Below are 18,233 nucleotides of genomic sequence, written 5' to 3'. Positions count from 1 at the left end.
CGAACCTATGAATTGGTTCGCCCGGCTGGACCAGTCGATGCGCCGGCAGATCGAGTCGCCGTTATTTCGAGCGCTCTGGTTTTTCGAGTTTGAAATCAAATTGATTCTTGGATGAGTCGGACGAGATGTTCGCCGTCAGCGCCGATTTGACATTGTACTTTTCCGGGATCGTATTGACCAGGATCTCCATGGTCGGTTCTCCGTCCCCCATCATGTTGGGAATCGTCTTGCCCGACTTTTTGAGGGCATTGATCTGAACCTTGTAGCTTTTCTCGGCCACCGGGCCGGCCACGGCAGGGAGGTCGTAGTGCCCCGCCTTGATGGGGGACTGAGCCGGAGCCGCGCCCTCGGGGGAAATGAAGTCGATGCTACCATCCTCGACAGGTTGACCATTATAGGTGACGTCGCCCCAGACCCGCATCGTCTGCGGGCCAACGGGCCTGGAACAGCCTGGGAAAACGAGGAGTTCAGCAACAAGACATAAACCCGCGATCCATTTCATCGTGATAGTCTCGAATGCGGCCAGGTGGGTTCAATACGCATCAGACGACAGAACCTCGCCGGCGTCGATACTCGCGAGCGCCTGCCAGGTGAGAAGGTTGATGCTGTCCTTGACGAACCGGGTCGACCCGTCGGCCATCAGGACGTTGACACCGCCGGAGTGATAGCTTCGGGCGGCATACGCCTGCTGGCACCAACTGATCGTAGTGGTCGCACATGGGGCCTTGGCCTTGGTGTTCACGCAGTAAGATGCGGGATAGACCAAGTCGGGAACAGACGTGTTGGGCGGACGATAGTGAGTATACTGCACGCCCCAATCATACCAGGCCGTGCCACGGCCATCGTTCGTATTGGTCGGGCCGTGGATCACCTCCGATGCCGCGACGGTGTTGGACGAACCATCGATGATACTCTTGATGCCACGGGTGACGTTGTAATTAAAGAGCGACCTGCGAGTGGAGGGGTTGACCGCGCCGTTGCAGGACTGGTCGTAAGTAAACGGAACATTCTTTTCCACCATGAAACCGTCGGGATTATAGGTCGCAACATAATTCGACCGCGCCCAGAAATAGGTTCCCCGATTCATCGTGCCACCGGTGTCGTCGGGACACAGGTAAGTACTGATCGCCGCCTGGGTGACCGTCGAATTCGTCGGGCCGAAAGCCGCTCCACCGCTGATCGTGACATTGACGCTCATGCTGTAGTTGTAGGCGTTGCCGAGAGTACCCAACTCAAGGTAAGGAAGGATGAACGCAGTCCAGAAAGTCCTCGCCCCCTGAAGGTTCAGCGGGCAAAGCTCACCGGACGGAAACGTGTCGTTGGTCGAATGGTAGTTGTGCATCGCCAGACCAATCTGCTTGAGATTGTTGATACACTGGGCCCGGCGTGCGGCCGCGCGTGCCGCCTGCACGGCGGGCAACAGCAGAGCGATCAGAACGGCAATGATCGCGATCACGACCAGCAGTTCGATCAGCGTGAATCCGCGACGTCGCATGAGTCACCTCCCGGGATAAGAATAAGGGAGAACGCGGGCATGCCCGCACTCGGACCTGAACGACCGACGAGACCAGGAACCGACAGACTCAACAGATACTCACATTTTCACTCAGCAATAGACCTCTGAGTGGCCGAGCGAAAATGTTGAAGCACTTCATCCTGCGAGAGTCGATGATCGTAGATGGCGAGTTCGTCAAGCCGGCCGACGAACGGTCGAGCATCGCTCGGATCGCGTGTGTCAGGCGTCCTTCGTCCCACCACAAGTCGGCAAGCCAAGGTCGGGGTCTCAGTCGCGATCGGCATGGCGTTTTCCGGTACCCCGTCGAAGAACAGCTCCATTCGAGCCCCATCCTTCTGAGCCACGACATGGTGCCAGCGGCGGGGGACGTAAACGTCCTGGGAGAAGAGATTGCATCCGACCGTGGTGTCGAGTGGCCAGCGGTGTAAGAACCGGATCGAGGCCGGCTTGTTCAACGACTGCCGTTCGCGGGCCGTGATTTCGACGAGAAACGTGTGCACATAACGCGAGAGCTGATGGGGTAAAACGAATTCCTCGGGCGGCAGGAGACCGACGAGTGAGGCATGACTGAAGACTTCGGACTGGAACCAGAACTCGACCGCGTGCCCGGACCCGCCGGCGACCTCCCAGAGTGCGTCGGTTCCCAGGAATTGCTCGGGCGCGCCGGCCTCGAACACCGCGCAGGTGTTGCCATGGCGAGCGTCAGAGAGACGGATGGGCCCGGAGACTCGTAACGGCGGGCGGCCGGCAACCTCGTTGGGGATCAAGTGATCGGACAGAGACTCGAATCGCCAGTATCCTCGCGGACCCGACTTCATCACTGACGCGGCATAGTCGGAGTCGAGGACCAATGACCGCGGTCCCATCTTTGAAGTGGAAACAAACGCTTCCGGCCTGGCGACCGACTCCGCGATCCGGTCCCGGCCCGGGTCGAGCTCGAACTCCTTGCTCTTGGTTACAAGTTGGGTCCGCTTGGGCGAGCCCGCCGCGTCCAGCAGCGCCGCCTCGGCCAGGCCCTCGAAAACCATGACCCGCGACTTCCCGTCGGCCTCGAGGTTCAAGGCGAACTCGGTCCCCAGGTCAACCACGGCCGACGCGGGCGAGGCCACGACAAACCCTTCCGCCCCTTTGGGGACCCGGGCTCGAAGCCGGCCCTGTCGAAAAAAGATCTTATCCAGGGCGAGCAGCTCAAAATCGGCGGGGCCTTCCACGACCAGCACGACCCCGGTCAGCATCGAAAGCGTGATCCGCCCCGAGCGGAACTGTAAGCGGCAACCCGCCACGAGTTCCCCTTCCGAAGGGTGGGGGCCTTCCCGAGACCCCCAGAGTACATCGTCAAGTTTAACGACCATGGCGAACCCACTCGTTGTGGTCAGCGCACTCCGGCCGCCGCTTGGAAGTTTTTCAGGCGTTCGCTCCGCTTCCGCCACGGGCGAATGCTGGGAGGCAAGCGGCTCGGCTCCCGGCCTCCGGAGCGCCAGCGTCCCCACCACAACGGCCGTGACGCACGCCGCGGCCGCAATCGCCCAGGAGAGCCAGGGCCGTACGGAACGGTTCCGGGAATCTCGCGTCAGCAGGCGGCGCTCGAACTCTCCGGCGAACTCGTCGCCTCCGCACTCGCCGTTCAGTCGAAGCTTGAGCGACTCGAGGAAGGCCAGGTCATCGGGCACGGCACACTGCCGGAGCAGGTCATCGACCGTCAACAACCGGATCACTTCCTGGGCAAAATCCTGGTTGCGGCGCATCGCTTCCGCCAACACTTCCCCGTCACTCGGCTCGGGGTCGCCATCGAGGAAGCGGGCCAATACCGCGTCGATCGATTTTCGGCCGGGTTCAACCATGATGGTTCGACCTAACCTAAGAAACGAGAGGAGTTTCCGTGCGTCGCTCCATGCACGTCAACAACACGCGTCGTAACCGCAATAGTGTCTGCCGGATCTGGTTCGACGGCAGGCCCAGGCGGCTGCCAATCGCCCCTGGACTCAGGTCTTCGAAGTAACGTTGCTGCAAGAGTTCGCGACTCCGCTTGGGAAGCCGGGACACGCACTCGCGCAGCCTGGCAATTTCCTCCTCCCGCTCCTGGAGTTCGCCCGGCTTGAGTGGCTCGCCATGAATCTCCAGAAGGATGTCCGTGGCGTGGTCCGATAGAATCATGTCGCGACGCATCGCTTTTCGCCGTTCGTTCGCGACCAACCTTCGCACGATTTGTCGGACCCACGCGCCGAAATCGCCGGTCCGGTCGAACTCGTCCAGCCGTCTCAGGGCAATGAGCAAAGCATCTTGGGCGAGGTCATCGACCCACTCGGCACGGACCCCGAGCGAACGGACGTAGGCACGCAAACGCGCCTGGTCCTTCTGAACCTGTTCAAGGAACCATGAATTCGAGTTTAAGGGTGGCACTCGCGTGAATCATCCTCAAGAAGCCAAGGATGACGCTTCCCTATGAGAAGGATGTCGCCACCCACTCGTCCGTTACAGAAAAATCACGCGAGTGCCAAACAATTCGCCGCACGCGGATGCCTGCATCACTTTCATGTGCCAATCAATCAATCTTGCAAGGCACTCCTGGCGAATCATTTCGTTTTAACGTCAAACGTCGCATCGACGCGTTCGTTGGCCTTGACCGTGAGGGTCAATCCGCTGGTCGTGGGATTACGATAGGCCTTGGGGGCGGCGTTCTTGCCTTCGATGACGCTTCCGGTGTTGGTCATCTGCGGAGGGCTCTCGAGGCAATCGAGCGCAATGTTATAGACACCGGGAAAGAGGCCGTCTCCCTCCTCAAAACTCCCGGCGACAAAATCGCCGTCGGCGGCAAACTTCGCACTGCCGGGGCGGCTCTTCGCCGGGTCGGCCCCCTCGACCGCACCGGCGGGGGCGAAGTTGATAGTCCCCTCCTTCGGCCAAGGGCCCCCGTTGAGAGTCACTTTACCTCGGACCGGCACCAGGCCCGGCTCGCTCGACCCACACCCCACTGCGGAGCCGAGCAAGACCAACGCCGCCGCGGCCGGCGTCACGAGCGAAGCAGGTAGGATTCGGAACACGGCAATCTCCTTGAACATGCAAGAAAATCCAACTGCAACACAACAATCATGCAATCAATGAATTTAGTAAGCGTCTGCACTGACGATTTCCCCTCCGGCCCGAGTACCAAGGACATTCCATACATAGTAACTGATTGATTGCTTGATATAGCGAACACTCCCATCGCCCATCAGCATGTTGCCCCCGCCGGGGTGTCTGCTTTTGAAGCCGCAGGTGCGCCACCAATTGGCGTCGACGGCCTTCTCGAACGTATTGAGCGGGATGATCGTTCCGGTGAGCGGGAAGTTCTGGGAGTAGACGCCCATGAAGGTGCAGTCGCCAGGTAGTGTTTCGCCCACCATGAACGTCGTGCTCAGGCCGTCCATGACTTCGTGAAAGCCGATGACGCGGGAGGTGCGGCCAAACATCCCGGCGAAGGTGCCGGCGGAGATCCCGAGCGAGGCATTGCCGTTGGTGCCGAAGTTAAAACCTTGGCAGCAGTAATTGGTGGAACCGGGGGTCTTGTTGGCGCAAAAATCGCAATTATCCATGTGCGTCGGCCCCATCGACGCCGGATACCAGAGCATCAAGGCCGGCGAGGCATTGTGAGCGGCGAACCGGGTTGAAATCGGTTTCGAGGCATCCGGGTCGGACGGGCAGATAAATGTGGCGATGACCGTCCTGACGATCGAGGTGTTGTCAATCGTGTTGTATCCGAGGTTCTGGTTCAGGCCGTTGTAAATCGCATTCTGCTCCATCGTCGGCAGGATGAAGGTCGACCAGTTGCCCCCGGCCGGCGTACAGCAGACTCCAGTCCCGTAAGGTAACGCATTGTTAATCTGGTGATAGTTGTGGAGCCCCAGCCCGATCTGCTTCATGTTGTTGGTGCACTGGAGGCGGCGTGCCGCTTCACGGGCCGCCTGGACCGCAGGCAACAGCAATGCGATCAGGACTGCAATGATCGCAATGACGACCAGGAGTTCGATCAGCGTAAATCCATGTCGGCGCATCGATCACCTCCGGAATCAAGTGGTGAAACACCGCGATCATGAGCCTGTGTTCAGGAAAGAACCATCACAGGATTCATCAGGTCGAGTTCAGACACCATTCCCGATCGGCGCAGGCTCAAACGATGACCGACCGGGACTGTCCCTTTTTAGGTCGCAGGAGGAGTTAAAGGCTGGAGCTTCTGGTGAGCACTCGCGTGTCGCATCCCCAAACCATCGAGGATGACGGTTCCCTGAAAGCAGCATGTCACTATTCGGCTATTTATGACAAGAAAAAACATACGGCCTCCGTCAATTTCGCATAATCCACATTTTCTAATTTTTTAATTAAAACTAGAATCAAATCAACGACCCGATACAGGGCTAGGAAGCCTCCCGCTACTCGTTCCCACGGTCCCCCGTGGGAATGAAGTCTTGGACGCTCTGCGTCCTCGGCTTTCGAGGGCCAGATGACGTGGAACGTCGGGGACGGCATTCCCACGGGGGACCGTGGGAACGAGGGGGATTCCCGGCTCTATGGCGGGTCGTTGATTTAAATTGCGGTGCTCCGATCGCCCGAGAGAATCCCTGCGGCCGAAGCGGTCGATCTCTGACCAAAGGGCTGACACTTACGCACCAGTTCCCGGTCTTCCTGCGTGAGAAAACCGGTTTCACCCCGCGCAACCGTTGTGGAACGCGTGGACCGACGACCGATAATGAACTGATCGAGCCGCTGCGCGCGGCGTCACCCAATCCATCGCTTATCTGTGTCCGCGAGGCCAAACATCGTGAGCCACCCTCACTCCGAACGTGTTCTTGTTGTTCCGAGCGCCGAGCTGGACCGTCTGGGCCGATTTCAGGGATTCTCCGCCGAAGCCGATCGCTATCTTCATGCGTTGCTCGTGCCCGAGCTGGCGCGGTTCTTGCCTCGGTCCGAGGTCGAGGACGACCCAAGCTACAAGCAGATCATCCCCTACGTCGTTTTCCGCTGCGGCGATTCCGTGTTCTGCTACACGCGCGGCAAGTCCCAAGGTGAGGCCAGGCTTCATCGCCTCAAGTCGATCGGGGTCGGCGGCCACGTCGACGAGTCAGACGCTGACGGTCGTGCCACCTTCGAGGCCTACGAGATGGCCATGCGGCGGGAGATCGACGAGGAGATCACCCTGGGCAGCGAGGGTGAAATTCGCCTGGTCGGCTTGATCAACGACGACTCCACCCCGGTCGGCCAGGTTCATCTCGGGGTCGTCCACGTCTACGACCTCAAGAGCGCCGCGATCGTCCCCCGAGAAGCAGGGCTCGCCGAGGCTGAGTTCATCCTCGTGGCCGATCTCATTCGCCAACGAGCCGAGTTCGAGACCTGGTCACAGATCTGCATCGAGGCATTCTTGACCGGAGAATCGAACGACAGCCCCAAGGCATAGATAGGGACCAGTCGTTCGCCCTGGCGATCCGTCCCTTCGGTCGCCTGATCAATTGCGAGGGATCGCGAGTACAGGTCGCGGCTGCGGCTCCTGAGGCGTGGCCAGCGCCGGCCGCGGTTGCGGTTGTTGCGGCGTGGCCTGCGCCGGCTGCAATTGCTGCGGTGTGGCCAGCGCCAGGCCTGGCTGGCGGCGATCGAGCCAGTCGATCATCGGGGGAAAGATTTCTTTGGAAGCGTTGCGGCTCCAGACGAGGTCGCAATGGCCGTAGTCGGCGATATGGCCGTCGCTTCGCCCGAATCGCATCAAGGACTTATCGACGCTCCCCAGCCCGGCCAGGGTCAGCTTGGTCGAGGGAACGTCGGACATGATGTCCGCCTCGCCGGCCACGAGAAGGGTCGGCGTGGTGACCTCCCCAAGTCGCGCGGCGTAGTCGATCTTGCGGTCGGCCGAGAGAAAGTGGCCGAACTCCAGATAGGGGTCGAGCTGCCTGAGGGCCGAGCGTCCTGGGTCTTCCAGGGTATAGCCGTAGAACCCGCGGACCGTCTGCTTATCGACGACCGACGAGGTGTAATAGAACTGGTCGATCTTGTCGAGGCCGGGGGGCTGGAAGAACATCAAGGGACGCCCGAGCCGGCCCGTGCTGACAACCGAGGTCAGCTTCCGCAAACCTCGGTTTGCATTGAGCATGCTTTTCTGGGGGTAGTCGGCCAGGATGATCGTGCTGCCCATCCCGACAAAGTTCGCAATCCGGCCGGCGTCGGGGCTGAGCTCAAGAAACGAGAACAGCAACATGCCGCCGAGACTGTGACCCACCCAGTTGACCCGCTCCTGGCCGGTTTCTTGTTTCACGTAGTCGAGGATCGCCGGGACATCGTACAGGGCCATCTCGTCGACATTCCAGGTGCCATCTCCCCACTCGAGAAAGAGCGTCTGGCGGAGCGCCGCGTTGATCTTCCCCACCCGTCCCACCCGCGCACTTTCGCCCGATCCTCGGTTGTCGTAGAGGAAGACCTCATAGCCTCGAGCGGCGAGCTGCTCAGGGAGATGGGAATTCGTGATGGTCCAGAACGTGGCATTGAGCCCGAGACCATGGCAAAGGACGATCGGCAGCTTGCCCGGATCGGGATGAGCCGGTCGGATGTGGCGAACGCCCAGCATCCAGCCGTCCTTCGTATAGGCGAATCCGTCCGTGCAGGGGCGATGATCAGGCGTCGACGTATGGCGACGCATGCTCGCACAACCTGGCATGACGGCCAAGCCGATCGCACAAATCCCCAGGAACCGCAAGACCTGCCGGCCATCGCGCATAAGACTTAGGGAATCCTTCCCAATCAACCGGGCAACCCTGCTTGGTCGCCCCTTGCTTTATAAGATTTTTTTGGGGCCGTTCGCCTCACCGCGAAAAGTCCCAAGTTTCCGCGATCTCAAGGCTTCGATCCGCACGGACGTTTCGACCGAGCGGGGGGGATTCTAGCGAAGAGTCTTATTCATGGGAATGCGAGGCCAAAAAAAGAAGTGGACCCTGGCGGGGCCCAGAGTCAAACGGCAATCTGCCTGGACAGATTTCGAGCTTTTCGTTCAACTCCCGCCGGACCCGAATGAGGCTCGATGAGTCGGATGAAGAGGGCGAATTCGACATGGCAGAGCGAACGAATCGAGCCGGAGTTCCCGGTGAAACCCGCGATGCGGCCGACGATCACTCCCAGCCGGCCGAAGCGTCCCCGTCCTCCCGATCGGACCTGCACCGCCCCACATCCGCACTCCGCCGCATGCTGGGCCATGGACCCGCGTTCCTCGAACAAAAGTCCGCGACGGCGGCATCTGCGTCGGCACTGGGAAGCCGAATACCAGGGGTTTTGCCCTTAGCGGGAGCCACGCTGGCCGTGGGGGTCGCGGCGGGCTTTCTCGAGTTGGCGCTCGTCTTCGGGCAGTTCCATGGTCTGCATCAGGTGCGTTGGAGCAGCCTGATGATGAGTCGGCACGCCGCCTGGATGATCCCGGTCGCCGAGGTTCTTCTCGTCGCGGCCTGGACTTTGGGCTTGGTCGCGCCGGTGCTGGCCGGGGCGGCTTGGCTCACGTCGAAGGGGCAGGGGGAGCGAGCCGTCGCTTGGGCCTGGAACTGGGCCGGTTTGGTGCTGGGAACGCTTCTCCTGTTCGGGCCACTCCTGACCCTCCCCGGACTCCACCCGGTCGCGGTCGTGATCCTGGCTCTTGGGCTTGGCTACCGAATTCGACGCTGGCTGGTGCGACCGACCGCGGCCTGGAAGCGCGGCGCGTGCTGGGCTGGCGGCTTGCTATTCATCCTGCTCCCCACTTATGCCTTCATCCAGGAAAGCCGAGTGGCCGCGGCCCCCGAGCGAGCATGGTCCCGCCCCCCATTGGCGGCAGGCGCGGCTGCCGGTGCTGGTGCTCCCAACTTGCTCTGGATCGTCATGGACACGGTCCGTGCCGACCACTTGAGCCTCTACGGGTATGGGCGACGAACCACACCTGAGCTGGAAGCCTTGGCGCAGGAGGGAATCACCTTCGACATGGCCCGCTCGGCCGCCCCCTGGACGTTGCCATCTCACATGACCATGTTCACGGGTCTCTGGCCCTACCAACATGGCGCCCGGGTCGACCGACCTTACCACGGGCCGTCCCCGATGCTGGCCGAGCACCTGAGTGCCAACGGCTACACCACCGCCGGCATCGTGGCCAATGTTCGGGTCTGCAACGCGGGATACGGGTTCGGGCGAGGGTTCGACTCTTATGTCGACTATCCCCGCAACCAGACGATCGACCTGAACGAAACGATCTGCAACTCGACGCTCGGCAGCTTCACCATGAACCTGGCGCGACGGGCTCGGTTACCGGTCCCTGGCGTCTCTCCCTTCTTCGTTCACCGCCCCGCGAGCGAGATCGTCAGCGACGCCCGCCAATGGCTCGACCGGGTTCAAAGCCGAAACAAAGTGGCCAGCGACTCTCCGCGTCCCTTCTTCCTCTTCTTGAACTTCATGGATGTTCACGGCCCCTATCTTCCATCGAAGAACTCCTCACGGCAGTTCTGGAACGGCCCCGTCCCCAAGCAGTCGCTGGCCTCACCCAATGGGGGCTGGCAGGCGGTCAGGGCCCGCGACTCGGCCACGCCCGAGCAACGGCCGCAACGGCAGCAGGAGCTCGACACCGTCACCCAGCGACTCGTCGATCTCTACGACGAATGCCTCCACGGGCTCGATGCCGAACTCGGCCGATTTCTCCGCGACCTCCGCGCGGCGGGCATGCTCGACAACACCTGGGTGGTCGTCACGGGCGACCATGGCGAACACCTCGGCGAACACGGCCATTTCGGCCACGGGTCCAGCCTCTACAACGAACTCACTCATGTTCCTCTCCTCCTCATTCCGCCGTTGAGTGCCGGCGGAGCAGGGCAGGAGAGCACAGAGTCCCTTCGCAATCGGAGGGTTGGAGTTCCCGTCGCCCATCGCGACCTGCCGAGAACGTTCGGAGACCTGCTCCTCCCGAACGTCAAGAACCCCTTCCCCGGGCGCAGTCTCGCCCGCCACTGGAACTCGTCCGACCCACAACGTCCTGACCCGATCCTCTCCCAGTTGGAGAAACAACCCCTGGACGCCCAGGAGGTTGATACCGAGCGGGTCGTCACGATGGACTCCGTGATCGATGAGGATCACGTTCTGATTGAAAACAGCATCAGCACGCCTGAACTCTATCAACTCTTTCAAGATCCGAAACAGGATCGGAACCTCGCCAACCAGGCGGCAGAGAACCCAAGGCGAGCAAGACTGAAGCGCACCCTGGAAACTCTCCGGGGCAATCCACCGGCTTCAGCCCCCTGACGTCGCCGTAGCGAGAGCCGATCGGGTCGGTCAGGGTCATAGAGAAGGTGCGATCGAGCCGACCATCCAGGTCGGCTCGATGTTTTGCTCCAGACCGAAGGCCGTGATTTTGTAGTGGGGGTGGTCGACCAGGGGATCATCCCTCAACCACAGCCAGAAAAGGCCACCCGGAGTCAGCCAGCCCCGGCTCGACTTTCCGGCTTCGCTTCGTACCGCACCAGCGCTTGGGGGGAACCCGTGGAGCCGGCCCTCCTGAAGACCGGAGGAAGCGGCCACCCGTCGCCCGCCCACTCCTCCGCCTCGGTGTCGAAGTAGAGTTCGTTCCTGAAGAGCAAGTTCCGCCAGTCCATTTCGAAGACCAGGGGGCGGATCTTATTCATGTCCACGTCGAAGAGTCCGGACACCCTGACGAGCAGGCTCGTAAGGCCCGTGACGTGGGGACTCGTATAGAAGGCGACATCGAATCTCGGGCACTGGGATTTGAACTTCAACTCGACCCGCTCGTCCCCGACGAGGAACTTGCGGTAGAACCGGTCGTCGAGCAGGCAGGTGGCCCCGGTGATCATGCGATCGCCGTCGAATGCCCCCTTCCATTCCTCGGCGTCGTCGAAGTAGACCAGCCAACTGGTCCTGTCGAGGTTGACCATGTTCTCGACGAAGACGTGCAGTGAGAAGGTGGACTCGGCCTCCCACACCTCCCCGGCCTCGTCCGCCAAGCGGACCAGGCATGAGGCCGTATCGTTGGGTTCCCCCTCCGCGGGGTCAGGGTTGAGCCGAAGCCGGAACGAGGCGGCGACCTGACCGGGGTGAACACAGAGCAAACCGCCCCCCTCGGCCTCGAAGGCCCTCGACCGGCGGACTCCCAAGGAGACGGGCTTGTACGGATCGGACGGGGCGGCCGAGGCCCGCTTGCGTTGGCCGGCCTGTGGCTTACGGCGGGAAGGGCCTCGAGAACTTCCACCGTGATCGGACTCGTTGATCATGGATCGCCTCACCGGGCCGTCCGGGCATCGCAGGACTCCCCATACGAAGGACCGATGCCGGGGTCCACTTCCAGCCAGAGTCGCCACGGCCCTTGCCGGCCCGAGCTTGGCGGCATGGATAATACTCGGGTGGAACATCGTCTTGCAATCGGGAGGCAACATCTCCATCGGGACCGCCCAATCGGCCACACCTCGCACGACAAATAATCGCGAATTCCTGGATTCGTTTATCCACCATAAGCATATGGCATCATCACGCAATCCCGTGAGCGGTTACGCTGATTTTCCGATGGATTCTTCAGGTTCGCGGCTTTACCCGCTTTAGGTGCCTGGCCACCGGCCGGCCCTGATGGATGGACCACTCGCGGAGCGTTCACTCGAAGTCACCCGAGAGGTCCAGGCAGTCGCTCCCAGGTGCTCCGCGACCTCCAAGCTCCTCCTGAGAGTGTTCATGAGAAGCTGTCGGGACTGCTCGCTCCAAGCAATGCCGGTGTGCCAAACGCTTAAACCCGACTATGCGGCAGAGGATTGATCGGCGAGGCGGCCGAGAGCGTCTGATCACGATTCCGGGAACGCAGCCGCGGTTGCTTATGAATTGGTAGCCACCGCAAGGACAGGCGCCGGTCAGCCGCCCGCGACCGTGTACCGTCTCGCCCTCGCGATGCCCGTCACCAGTGCCCCCGACCAGTGCGACAAGCAATTGCGGCAGGCCAAGGATCAGCCCTTGGATCTCCAGGCTTAGTCGATAAACCACAGACAGATCGGCGTCATAAAGGCTCGGCTCAATCTCGTTGATGTAGTACACGACAGGCCGCCTCACGAGATCCGGGGCCGTGACGCAGCAAACGAGATAAATACAGATCGCGACCGCAAGAGACGCCACGAAGCCCCTGACGAAGATTCGGCCTCGCTCTCCGCGTCGCCCGCTTGTCGACAGAAGCGCGATGGCCAGCACAGTGACGCTCGGCAGCAAGCCGACTTCTAGGTTATTGAGACCGAGAGGGGGAGGAGAGGAGCAGACGACCGCGAGATGAAACCCGATGAGAGCAACGGCGCCCATGAGCCAGCCGAGCGAGACCTGGGAACGAGTCACTTGCGACCTCCTTGTCCGAGTGCTGTGGGGTCCCAGCCGAGTGATCCATCCCCGGGCGGGAAACCCATACCGATTCCGCAGGACGACGATCAGGTATCCCGAAGTCGGGGAAAGCCGATTCTACTCGGATCTCGTGAGTTGCGAACGGCGACATGGATGGCTTGCGCGTGCGATGGGCGAGTCAACGCCGTTGGATCAGGCGAACGCAGCATACCTATTATTTATCGGCCGTTCCACGCTAGAGCGGTTTGCGGATGCGTTGCGCACGGTGGTTGGTCTCAAGACTCAGGAGCACGTGCGGAAACGGGGACTGGCTCCGGAGCGCAGCGGAGGTGCCTGTCCCCCTTTCCGCCGAGGCCGCCCGTGACGGCCCGGAAAATGGGGACAGGCACCCGGCCGCCAGGTCGTCCGGAAAAGCCGAGCATGGAGCGGGCCGGGAGCCAGTCCCCGTTTTCCTCCACCGTGCGCAATGCGATCGTAAACCGCTCTAAGTTGTAATCCCATGGAACGGCCTCCTTCCCCATACTGGGCGGATCCCAAATCAACGGGCAGGCCAGGAGTAGACGAGTGGAGTTTCAGAAGATTTCCGAATAAACCAGCCAGCCCGCTACATTACTCTCTGGAATCGACGATCCAGTGGAGTGCAAACCTGTGGCTAATGCTCGACACATAGAATTACACCGATGCCTCCGCGGACTGTTCAACGAGGGGACGTTCGCAGGCCTGTCGGATGGCGAGCTCTTAAGTCGATTCAACGCCCGGCGCGGGGAATCGGCCGAGATGGCATTCGCGGCCCTGGTCGAGAGGCACGGCCCGATGGTACTTCGGGTCTGTCGCAAGGTTTTGCGCCACTCCCACGACGCGTCTGACGCCTTCCAGGCCACCTTCCTGGTTCTGGCCAGGAAGGCCGGTTCAATCTACTGTCGCGACACGTTGGGACCGTATCTCCATGCGGTCGCCCTTCGCGTCGCGAGCTGCACCCACTCGGCCGTGGCGCGACGACGAAGGCATGAACGAGGGTATGCCGAGAGGGCGGAGACCACTTATGTGGGCAAGCCGCCAGACGACCTCGGCCGGGTCCTCCATGAGGAGTTGGGTCGGCTGCCAGAGCGATTTCGGGGAGTGGCTGTGCTCTGCGACCTCGAAGGCATGACCTACGTCGAAGCGGCCGGACGGCTCGGCTGTCCGCCAGGCACGGTCATGAGCCGTCTCGCCGAGGCGCGGCGACGGCTGCGAGTGAGGCTCGCTCGGCGCGGACTCGCTCCATCGATCGGCGTGATTGCCGCCACACTCGCGGCCGAGGCCAAAGCCACGGTCCTGCCCTTGGCCATGGCTGAGGCCACCATTCAGGCTGCCATGCGATATGCGGCAGGACAGGTGACTACCGAGGCGGTCGTCTCCGTCTCGGTCACGGCTCTTACCGAAGGAGTGCTCAAGGCCATGTTACTGACAAAGCTGAAGTCTTTGGCGCTGATCGGCCTGGTTGGAGGCGCGGTCTCGACCGGGGCGGGCGTGCTGGCCCAGGGGCTTGAGCCGCGGACCGCTGGCGTCTCAATCGCTCAATCTCAATCCCCGAATATAAGCACGCTGAGCGGTGATCGGTTGCAGTCGCTGGAAAAGACGGAAGAGCAGTCGCTAAAGTTTGAGGAGAGAGTCACCGATCTCGCTGTGATCTCCACGTCGAGCCAGAACAATCTGCGATTAGAAGGAGTCGGACTTGTTGTCGGGCTTGATGGTACAGGGGCCAAGCCCCCTTCGTCGTGGCACCGCGACCGACTGCTTGATGAGATGAAGAAGGCGGGGATCGAGTACCCTGAGACGCTCTTGGCGAATCCGAGCCTCTCGATCGTCATCGCCCGGTTGACCATCCCTACCGGGACCTCGAAGGCCGATCACCTGAACGTCGAACTCGAGCTTCCTCCCGCTTGCGAAACAACGAGCCTGGCCGGAGGCTATTTGATCGAGTGCCGCCTCAAGCAAGTGGCCGACGCTGGTGGCACCCTCAAGGAAGGTCAGGAACTTGCCCGGGCTCGGGGGCCGGTTTTGATTGGCACCAAAGCCAGGCCCAACGACCCCAAAGTCGGTCGTGTCCTGGGCGGAGCTCGGGTCAAGAAGGACTTCCCGCATCGCCTTGAGTTGAAGGTGAACCGGAAGAGCGTCGAGCGTTCCCAGCTCCTTCAGAACGTGGTGAATCAACGGTTCCACCAGACCGAGGGGCTCAAGCAGAATGGGATGGCGACGGCCGAGACTGACGGCTTTCTCGAACTGCGGGTACCCCAGGTCTACAAACGCAACCAGTACCGTTACCTCCGCGTGATCAAGCGATTGCCTCTGGTGGACAGCCCTCAACTCAGGCACTCGAGATTGGTCACCTGGGGCGAAGAACTGCTCGACCCGACGAAGGCGGAAATCGCTGCGTTGAAGCTCGAAGGCCTGGGAGGCACGGCGATCGATACTCTCAAACGCGGCTTAGCCAGCCCGAATGATCAAGTCAAATTCTTCGCAGCCGAGGCCCTCGCTTACCTGAACGATGCTTCGGGAGTCGGCATCCTCTGCGAGAACGCCATCAAGCGTCCGGAATTTTGTGCCTTTGCACTCGCGGCCCTGTCAGCGACCGACTGAGGCCATACGGAAATCCGCAGACAGACTGCTGGGAATTTCCCTCCCCCAAGGATCCAGTCAGCAGGCCACTGGAGTTCCCCTCGCTCCCAGGTGGCTGGCCACCGGCCATTCCGCCTTAATTTCGCACGATCTCGGTGATCAGCCGGGGATGATCCGATCCTCTCGCAGTCTGGCGAAGAGGTCGAGGAACGAACCCAAGGTCGGCTGATAATCGTGGAATCCGGCCACGCGGCTCTTGGTCATGTCGGTCACGACTTCCATCTCGCGTCCGAGATCCATGTCGGTGTGCCAAGCTGAGGCAAGCTTCCCCAGGTCCGGTTCGGCAAGGCCATGCTTCGCGACAATCCCAGCCCAGACTGGCCCAGCTTCAGCCAGTTTCGGTGCGAGTGGTGAAGGGCGACCGGGATAGGGAGCGGCTTCGATGCCAAAGTTTGCCGCGAGCTTCGGCCACAACCAGTTCCAGCGGAAGATATCGCCATTCACGATGTTGAATGCCTGATCTCGGGCGGCCTCGGATGTCGCAGCCCATTCCAGGTGGCGAGCGAGGATTCGGGCGTCGGTCACATCCGTCAGCCCTTCCCACTGTTGGGGCGAACCGGGGAAGACGAAAGGCATTCCAGTCTCTCGGCAGATCGTGGCGTACACGGCGAGGGTAACGCCCATGTTCATGGCGTTGCCCAGGGCGTAGCCGATGATCGTGTGAGGCCGGTGCACGCTCCAGGAAAAGCCCTGCCGCTCGGCGGCCGAGTAGACCTCGTCCTCCTGGGTGTAGTAGAAATTCTCACCGGAGACCCGAGGCATCTCCTCGCGGAACGGCGTCACCGGCTTGGTTTTCGCATAAGCCTCGAACGGCCCGAGATAGTGCTTCAGACCGGTGACGAGGGCGACATGCCTGAGGCGGCCAGCGCCTTCGAATCCCGTGAGCAAGTTCCTCACCATGGCCCCGTTCACTGAGCAATTCTCGGCTTCGGTGGCCTGGCGGAGCCATGTCGTGATAAAAACATGAGTAGGATTGACTCCGGCGAGGGAGGCCCGCAACGCGTCGGCTTCGAGCAGGTCGGCGGCGATTGGACGCACCTCTGGAATGCCGGTTTGCGGCTTGCGGGCAAGGCCGTAGACCTCCCAACCTTTGGAAACGAGGTGCGAAGCGAGATTGTTGCCGACAATCCCGCTCACCCCTGCGACGACTGCACGCATTGTTATGAATCCCACTCGATTTGGAAAAGTTCTGAGGCCCGGGCGGTCGCAACCCCTTGCGTTCTGGCCCGTACACGGAACTTTAGAGACCCTAACAAAATAACGAACCGAAGCAGGGCCAAACAACGTAGGAGGGGTGACGTGTCACAGGAGATACCACATGGCCAAGCCTCTTCTGCCCGATGAACTCTGGGAACGGATCGAACCGCTCCTGCCGCCACCCAAACCCCGACGGTTTCGCTTCCCTGGACGGAAGCCGATCGACGACCGCAAGGCGCTGACCGGAATCCTCTTCGTCCTGAAGACGGGGATCCCGTGGGAGGATCTGCCCCAGGAGATGGGTTGCGGTAGCGGCATGACCTGCTGGCGACGACTCCGCGACTGGCATCGCGCCGGGGTCTGGCAGAGGCTCCACGAACTCCTCCTGGCCGAATTGCGGGGAGCGAACCGGATCGATTGGTCCCGAGCCGTGGTCGACAGCGCCTCGGTCCGAGCCCTGGGGGTTGGGGAGAAGACCGGCCCAAACCCTACGGATCGAGCCAAACCGGGTAGCAAACACCACGTGATCACCGACGGCGGAGGAATCCCCTTGGCCGCGATCTTGACGGGGGCCAACGCCCCCGACGTCACCCAATTGGAGGCGTTGGTGGATGCGATCCCGTCGGTTCGCGGAAAGCCGGGGCGTCCTCGCCGCCGCCCGCGTGCTCTCTACGCCGATCGGGCCTACGACTCGGCCCCTCATCGCCGGCGGTTGCGAAGTCGAGGAATCCTTCCCCGGATTGCCCGACGCAACACGCCCCATGGAAGTGGTCTGGGCCGCTATCGCTGGGTGGTCGAACGGACCTTGTCGTGGTTGCATAAGCCTCGGAAGCTCCGGCTGAGAACCGAACGCCGCTCTGACATTCACGAGGCGTTAATGTCGATAGCTTGCGCAATCATCTGTTTCAACGTACTTGCCAGCTCTTTTTGTTAGGGTCTCTTAGGGACTTGTCGCCGGTGGGGCAAGAAGGCACAATTTAGGGACGTAGTTACCAAAAGGTGCCCATCGCCATGACAAAGCCGATCGTCCTCGACGAGGATTGCGCACCACGCCGCGTGCTGGAACTGTTCAGCGTCAAGTGGACGACCATGGTCCTCCACTCGCTCCACTTCCACGGTGGCACCTGCAGGACGGGCGTCTTGGCGCGGAGCCTGCCTGGCTGTTCAAAGAAGATGCTCACGCAGACGCTTCGGGAGATGGAGAGGGACGGGTTGATTGACCGAAAGGTCTATCCAGTCGTTCCGCCGATGGTCGAATATTCCCTGACGCCCATGGGCAAGCTCTTCATCGAGCCCCTCGAGATGCTCTATGCCTGGGCGGCAAAGAACTCCGAGGCGTTGTCGAAGCTCACAAAGAGACGAAAGAAGCACGCGGCTGCGACCGATGCGACGGAAGATCTGACTGCGTGACCAGGCGGGCAGACGATGCTCGTCAGGTTGTTCGGGTAGGAGTCCTCGACGATCAGGTCGTAATCTCTACCGGCTTCGGCCCCCTTGGATTTTTTCCGCGAACGAAGAA

Annotated in this window: 15 protein-coding genes; 5 read left to right on the top strand and 10 right to left on the bottom strand. The window is 61.4% G+C overall.

Translation table 11 applies throughout. The features are described 5' to 3' along the window. Positions 1 to 61 precede the first annotated feature (61 nt). The 6 genes from V5E97_RS29950 to V5E97_RS29925 all read right to left on the bottom strand — a co-directional run bounded on the left by V5E97_RS29950 (position 62) and on the right by V5E97_RS29925 (position 5,547). Entirely contained in the window at positions 62 to 502 is a 441-nt protein-coding gene (locus tag V5E97_RS29950) for a hypothetical protein (RefSeq protein WP_406695229.1), read from the bottom strand. 30 nt (positions 503 to 532) lie between these two features. Continuing rightward, a complete protein-coding gene (locus tag V5E97_RS29945; RefSeq protein ID WP_406695228.1) occupies positions 533 to 1,495 on the bottom strand; it encodes a DUF1559 family PulG-like putative transporter in 963 nt (320 codons plus the stop codon). A gap of 107 nt (positions 1,496 to 1,602) precedes the next feature. Then, the gene (locus tag V5E97_RS29940; RefSeq protein ID WP_406695227.1) at positions 1,603 to 3,357 is read right to left on the bottom strand and encodes a LamG-like jellyroll fold domain-containing protein; all 1,755 of its coding nucleotides are present in this window, start codon (positions 3,355 to 3,357) and stop codon (positions 1,603 to 1,605) included. A 16-nt stretch (positions 3,358 to 3,373) separates the two neighbouring features. Further along, entirely contained in the window at positions 3,374 to 3,916 is a 543-nt protein-coding gene (locus V5E97_RS29935; RefSeq protein WP_406695226.1) for a sigma-70 family RNA polymerase sigma factor, read from the bottom strand. 173 nt (positions 3,917 to 4,089) lie between these two features. Then, the gene (locus tag V5E97_RS29930) at positions 4,090 to 4,557 is read right to left on the bottom strand and encodes a hypothetical protein (protein WP_406695225.1); all 468 of its coding nucleotides are present in this window, start codon (positions 4,555 to 4,557) and stop codon (positions 4,090 to 4,092) included. Between the two features lie 63 nt (positions 4,558 to 4,620). Then, positions 4,621 to 5,547: a DUF1559 family PulG-like putative transporter gene (locus tag V5E97_RS29925; protein WP_406695224.1), complete on the bottom strand. Its 927-nt coding sequence runs from the start codon at positions 5,545 to 5,547 to the stop codon at positions 4,621 to 4,623. Between the two features lie 764 nt (positions 5,548 to 6,311). On the opposite strand from V5E97_RS29925, the gene V5E97_RS29920 reads away from it, so the two are divergent. Further along, entirely contained in the window at positions 6,312 to 6,944 is a 633-nt protein-coding gene (locus tag V5E97_RS29920) for a phosphoesterase (RefSeq protein ID WP_406695223.1), read from the top strand. 48 nt (positions 6,945 to 6,992) lie between these two features. Here the strand turns inward: V5E97_RS29920 and V5E97_RS29915 are convergent, their stop codons facing one another. Continuing rightward, positions 6,993 to 8,252 carry an alpha/beta fold hydrolase gene (locus tag V5E97_RS29915; protein ID WP_406695222.1) on the bottom strand — a complete coding sequence of 420 codons (1,260 nt, stop codon included), beginning with the start codon at positions 8,250 to 8,252 and terminating at the stop codon, positions 6,993 to 6,995. Positions 8,253 to 8,581: 329 nt separating this feature from the next. Between V5E97_RS29915 and V5E97_RS29910 the strand changes: the two genes are divergently transcribed. After that, complete coding sequence (locus V5E97_RS29910) at positions 8,582 to 10,780, top strand: sulfatase (RefSeq protein WP_406695221.1); 2,199 nt, start codon at positions 8,582 to 8,584, stop codon at positions 10,778 to 10,780. Between the two features lie 173 nt (positions 10,781 to 10,953). On the opposite strand, the gene V5E97_RS29905 is transcribed toward V5E97_RS29910, so the two are convergent. Further along, positions 10,954 to 11,763, bottom strand: coding sequence for a hypothetical protein (locus tag V5E97_RS29905; protein WP_406695220.1), 810 nt, complete (start codon positions 11,761 to 11,763; stop codon positions 10,954 to 10,956). A 373-nt stretch (positions 11,764 to 12,136) separates the two neighbouring features. Further along, the gene (locus V5E97_RS29900; protein WP_406695219.1) at positions 12,137 to 12,856 is read right to left on the bottom strand and encodes a hypothetical protein; all 720 of its coding nucleotides are present in this window, start codon (positions 12,854 to 12,856) and stop codon (positions 12,137 to 12,139) included. 780 nt (positions 12,857 to 13,636) lie between these two features. On the opposite strand from V5E97_RS29900, the gene V5E97_RS29895 reads away from it, so the two are divergent. Then, entirely contained in the window at positions 13,637 to 15,478 is a 1,842-nt protein-coding gene (locus V5E97_RS29895) for a sigma-70 family RNA polymerase sigma factor (protein ID WP_406695218.1), read from the top strand. A 138-nt stretch (positions 15,479 to 15,616) separates the two neighbouring features. On the opposite strand, the gene V5E97_RS29890 is transcribed toward V5E97_RS29895, so the two are convergent. Continuing rightward, positions 15,617 to 16,681 (bottom strand): SDR family oxidoreductase, encoded by a 1,065-nt coding sequence (locus V5E97_RS29890; RefSeq protein ID WP_406701238.1) that lies wholly within the window; start codon positions 16,679 to 16,681, stop codon positions 15,617 to 15,619. 154 nt (positions 16,682 to 16,835) lie between these two features. Here V5E97_RS29890 and V5E97_RS29885 point away from each other — a divergent pair, with 154 nt between their 5' ends. Continuing rightward, on the top strand, positions 16,836 to 17,648 hold the full coding sequence (locus tag V5E97_RS29885) for an IS5 family transposase (protein ID WP_406695217.1): 813 nt from the start codon (positions 16,836 to 16,838) through the stop codon (positions 17,646 to 17,648). 77 nt (positions 17,649 to 17,725) lie between these two features. Next, positions 17,726 to 18,124, top strand: coding sequence for a winged helix-turn-helix transcriptional regulator (locus tag V5E97_RS29880; RefSeq protein ID WP_406695216.1), 399 nt, complete (start codon positions 17,726 to 17,728; stop codon positions 18,122 to 18,124). Positions 18,125 to 18,233 lie beyond the last annotated feature (109 nt).

This window comes from Singulisphaera photorubra, assembly GCF_045290345.1.
Taxonomy (GTDB): Bacteria; Planctomycetota; Planctomycetia; order Isosphaerales; family Isosphaeraceae; genus Singulisphaera.
The sequence above is the reverse complement of the archived record's forward strand: the minus strand, read 5'-3'. Positions and strand labels throughout refer to the sequence as shown.

Bases quoted from the DNA above. Each gene is read 5' to 3' on its own strand.
- V5E97_RS29910 (WP_406695221.1), top strand. From the start codon at position 8,582: ATGGCAGAGCGAACGAATCGAGCCGGAGTTCCCGGTGAAACCCGCGAT.
- V5E97_RS29895 (WP_406695218.1), top strand. From the start codon at position 13,637: ATGGCATTCGCGGCCCTGGTCGAGAGGCACGGCCCGATGGTACTTCGG.
- V5E97_RS29905 (WP_406695220.1), bottom strand. From the start codon at position 11,763: ATGATCAACGAGTCCGATCACGGTGGAAGTTCTCGAGGCCCTTCCCGC.
- V5E97_RS29925 (WP_406695224.1), bottom strand. From the start codon at position 5,547: ATGCGCCGACATGGATTTACGCTGATCGAACTCCTGGTCGTCATTGCG.
- V5E97_RS29945 (WP_406695228.1), bottom strand. From the start codon at position 1,495: ATGCGACGTCGCGGATTCACGCTGATCGAACTGCTGGTCGTGATCGCG.
- V5E97_RS29950 (WP_406695229.1), bottom strand. From the start codon at position 502: ATGAAATGGATCGCGGGTTTATGTCTTGTTGCTGAACTCCTCGTTTTC.
- V5E97_RS29915 (WP_406695222.1), bottom strand. From the start codon at position 8,252: ATGCGCGATGGCCGGCAGGTCTTGCGGTTCCTGGGGATTTGTGCGATC.
- V5E97_RS29885 (WP_406695217.1), top strand. From the start codon at position 16,836: ATGGCCAAGCCTCTTCTGCCCGATGAACTCTGGGAACGGATCGAACCG.
- V5E97_RS29940 (WP_406695227.1), bottom strand. From the start codon at position 3,357: ATGGTTGAACCCGGCCGAAAATCGATCGACGCGGTATTGGCCCGCTTC.
- V5E97_RS29880 (WP_406695216.1), top strand. From the start codon at position 17,726: ATGACAAAGCCGATCGTCCTCGACGAGGATTGCGCACCACGCCGCGTG.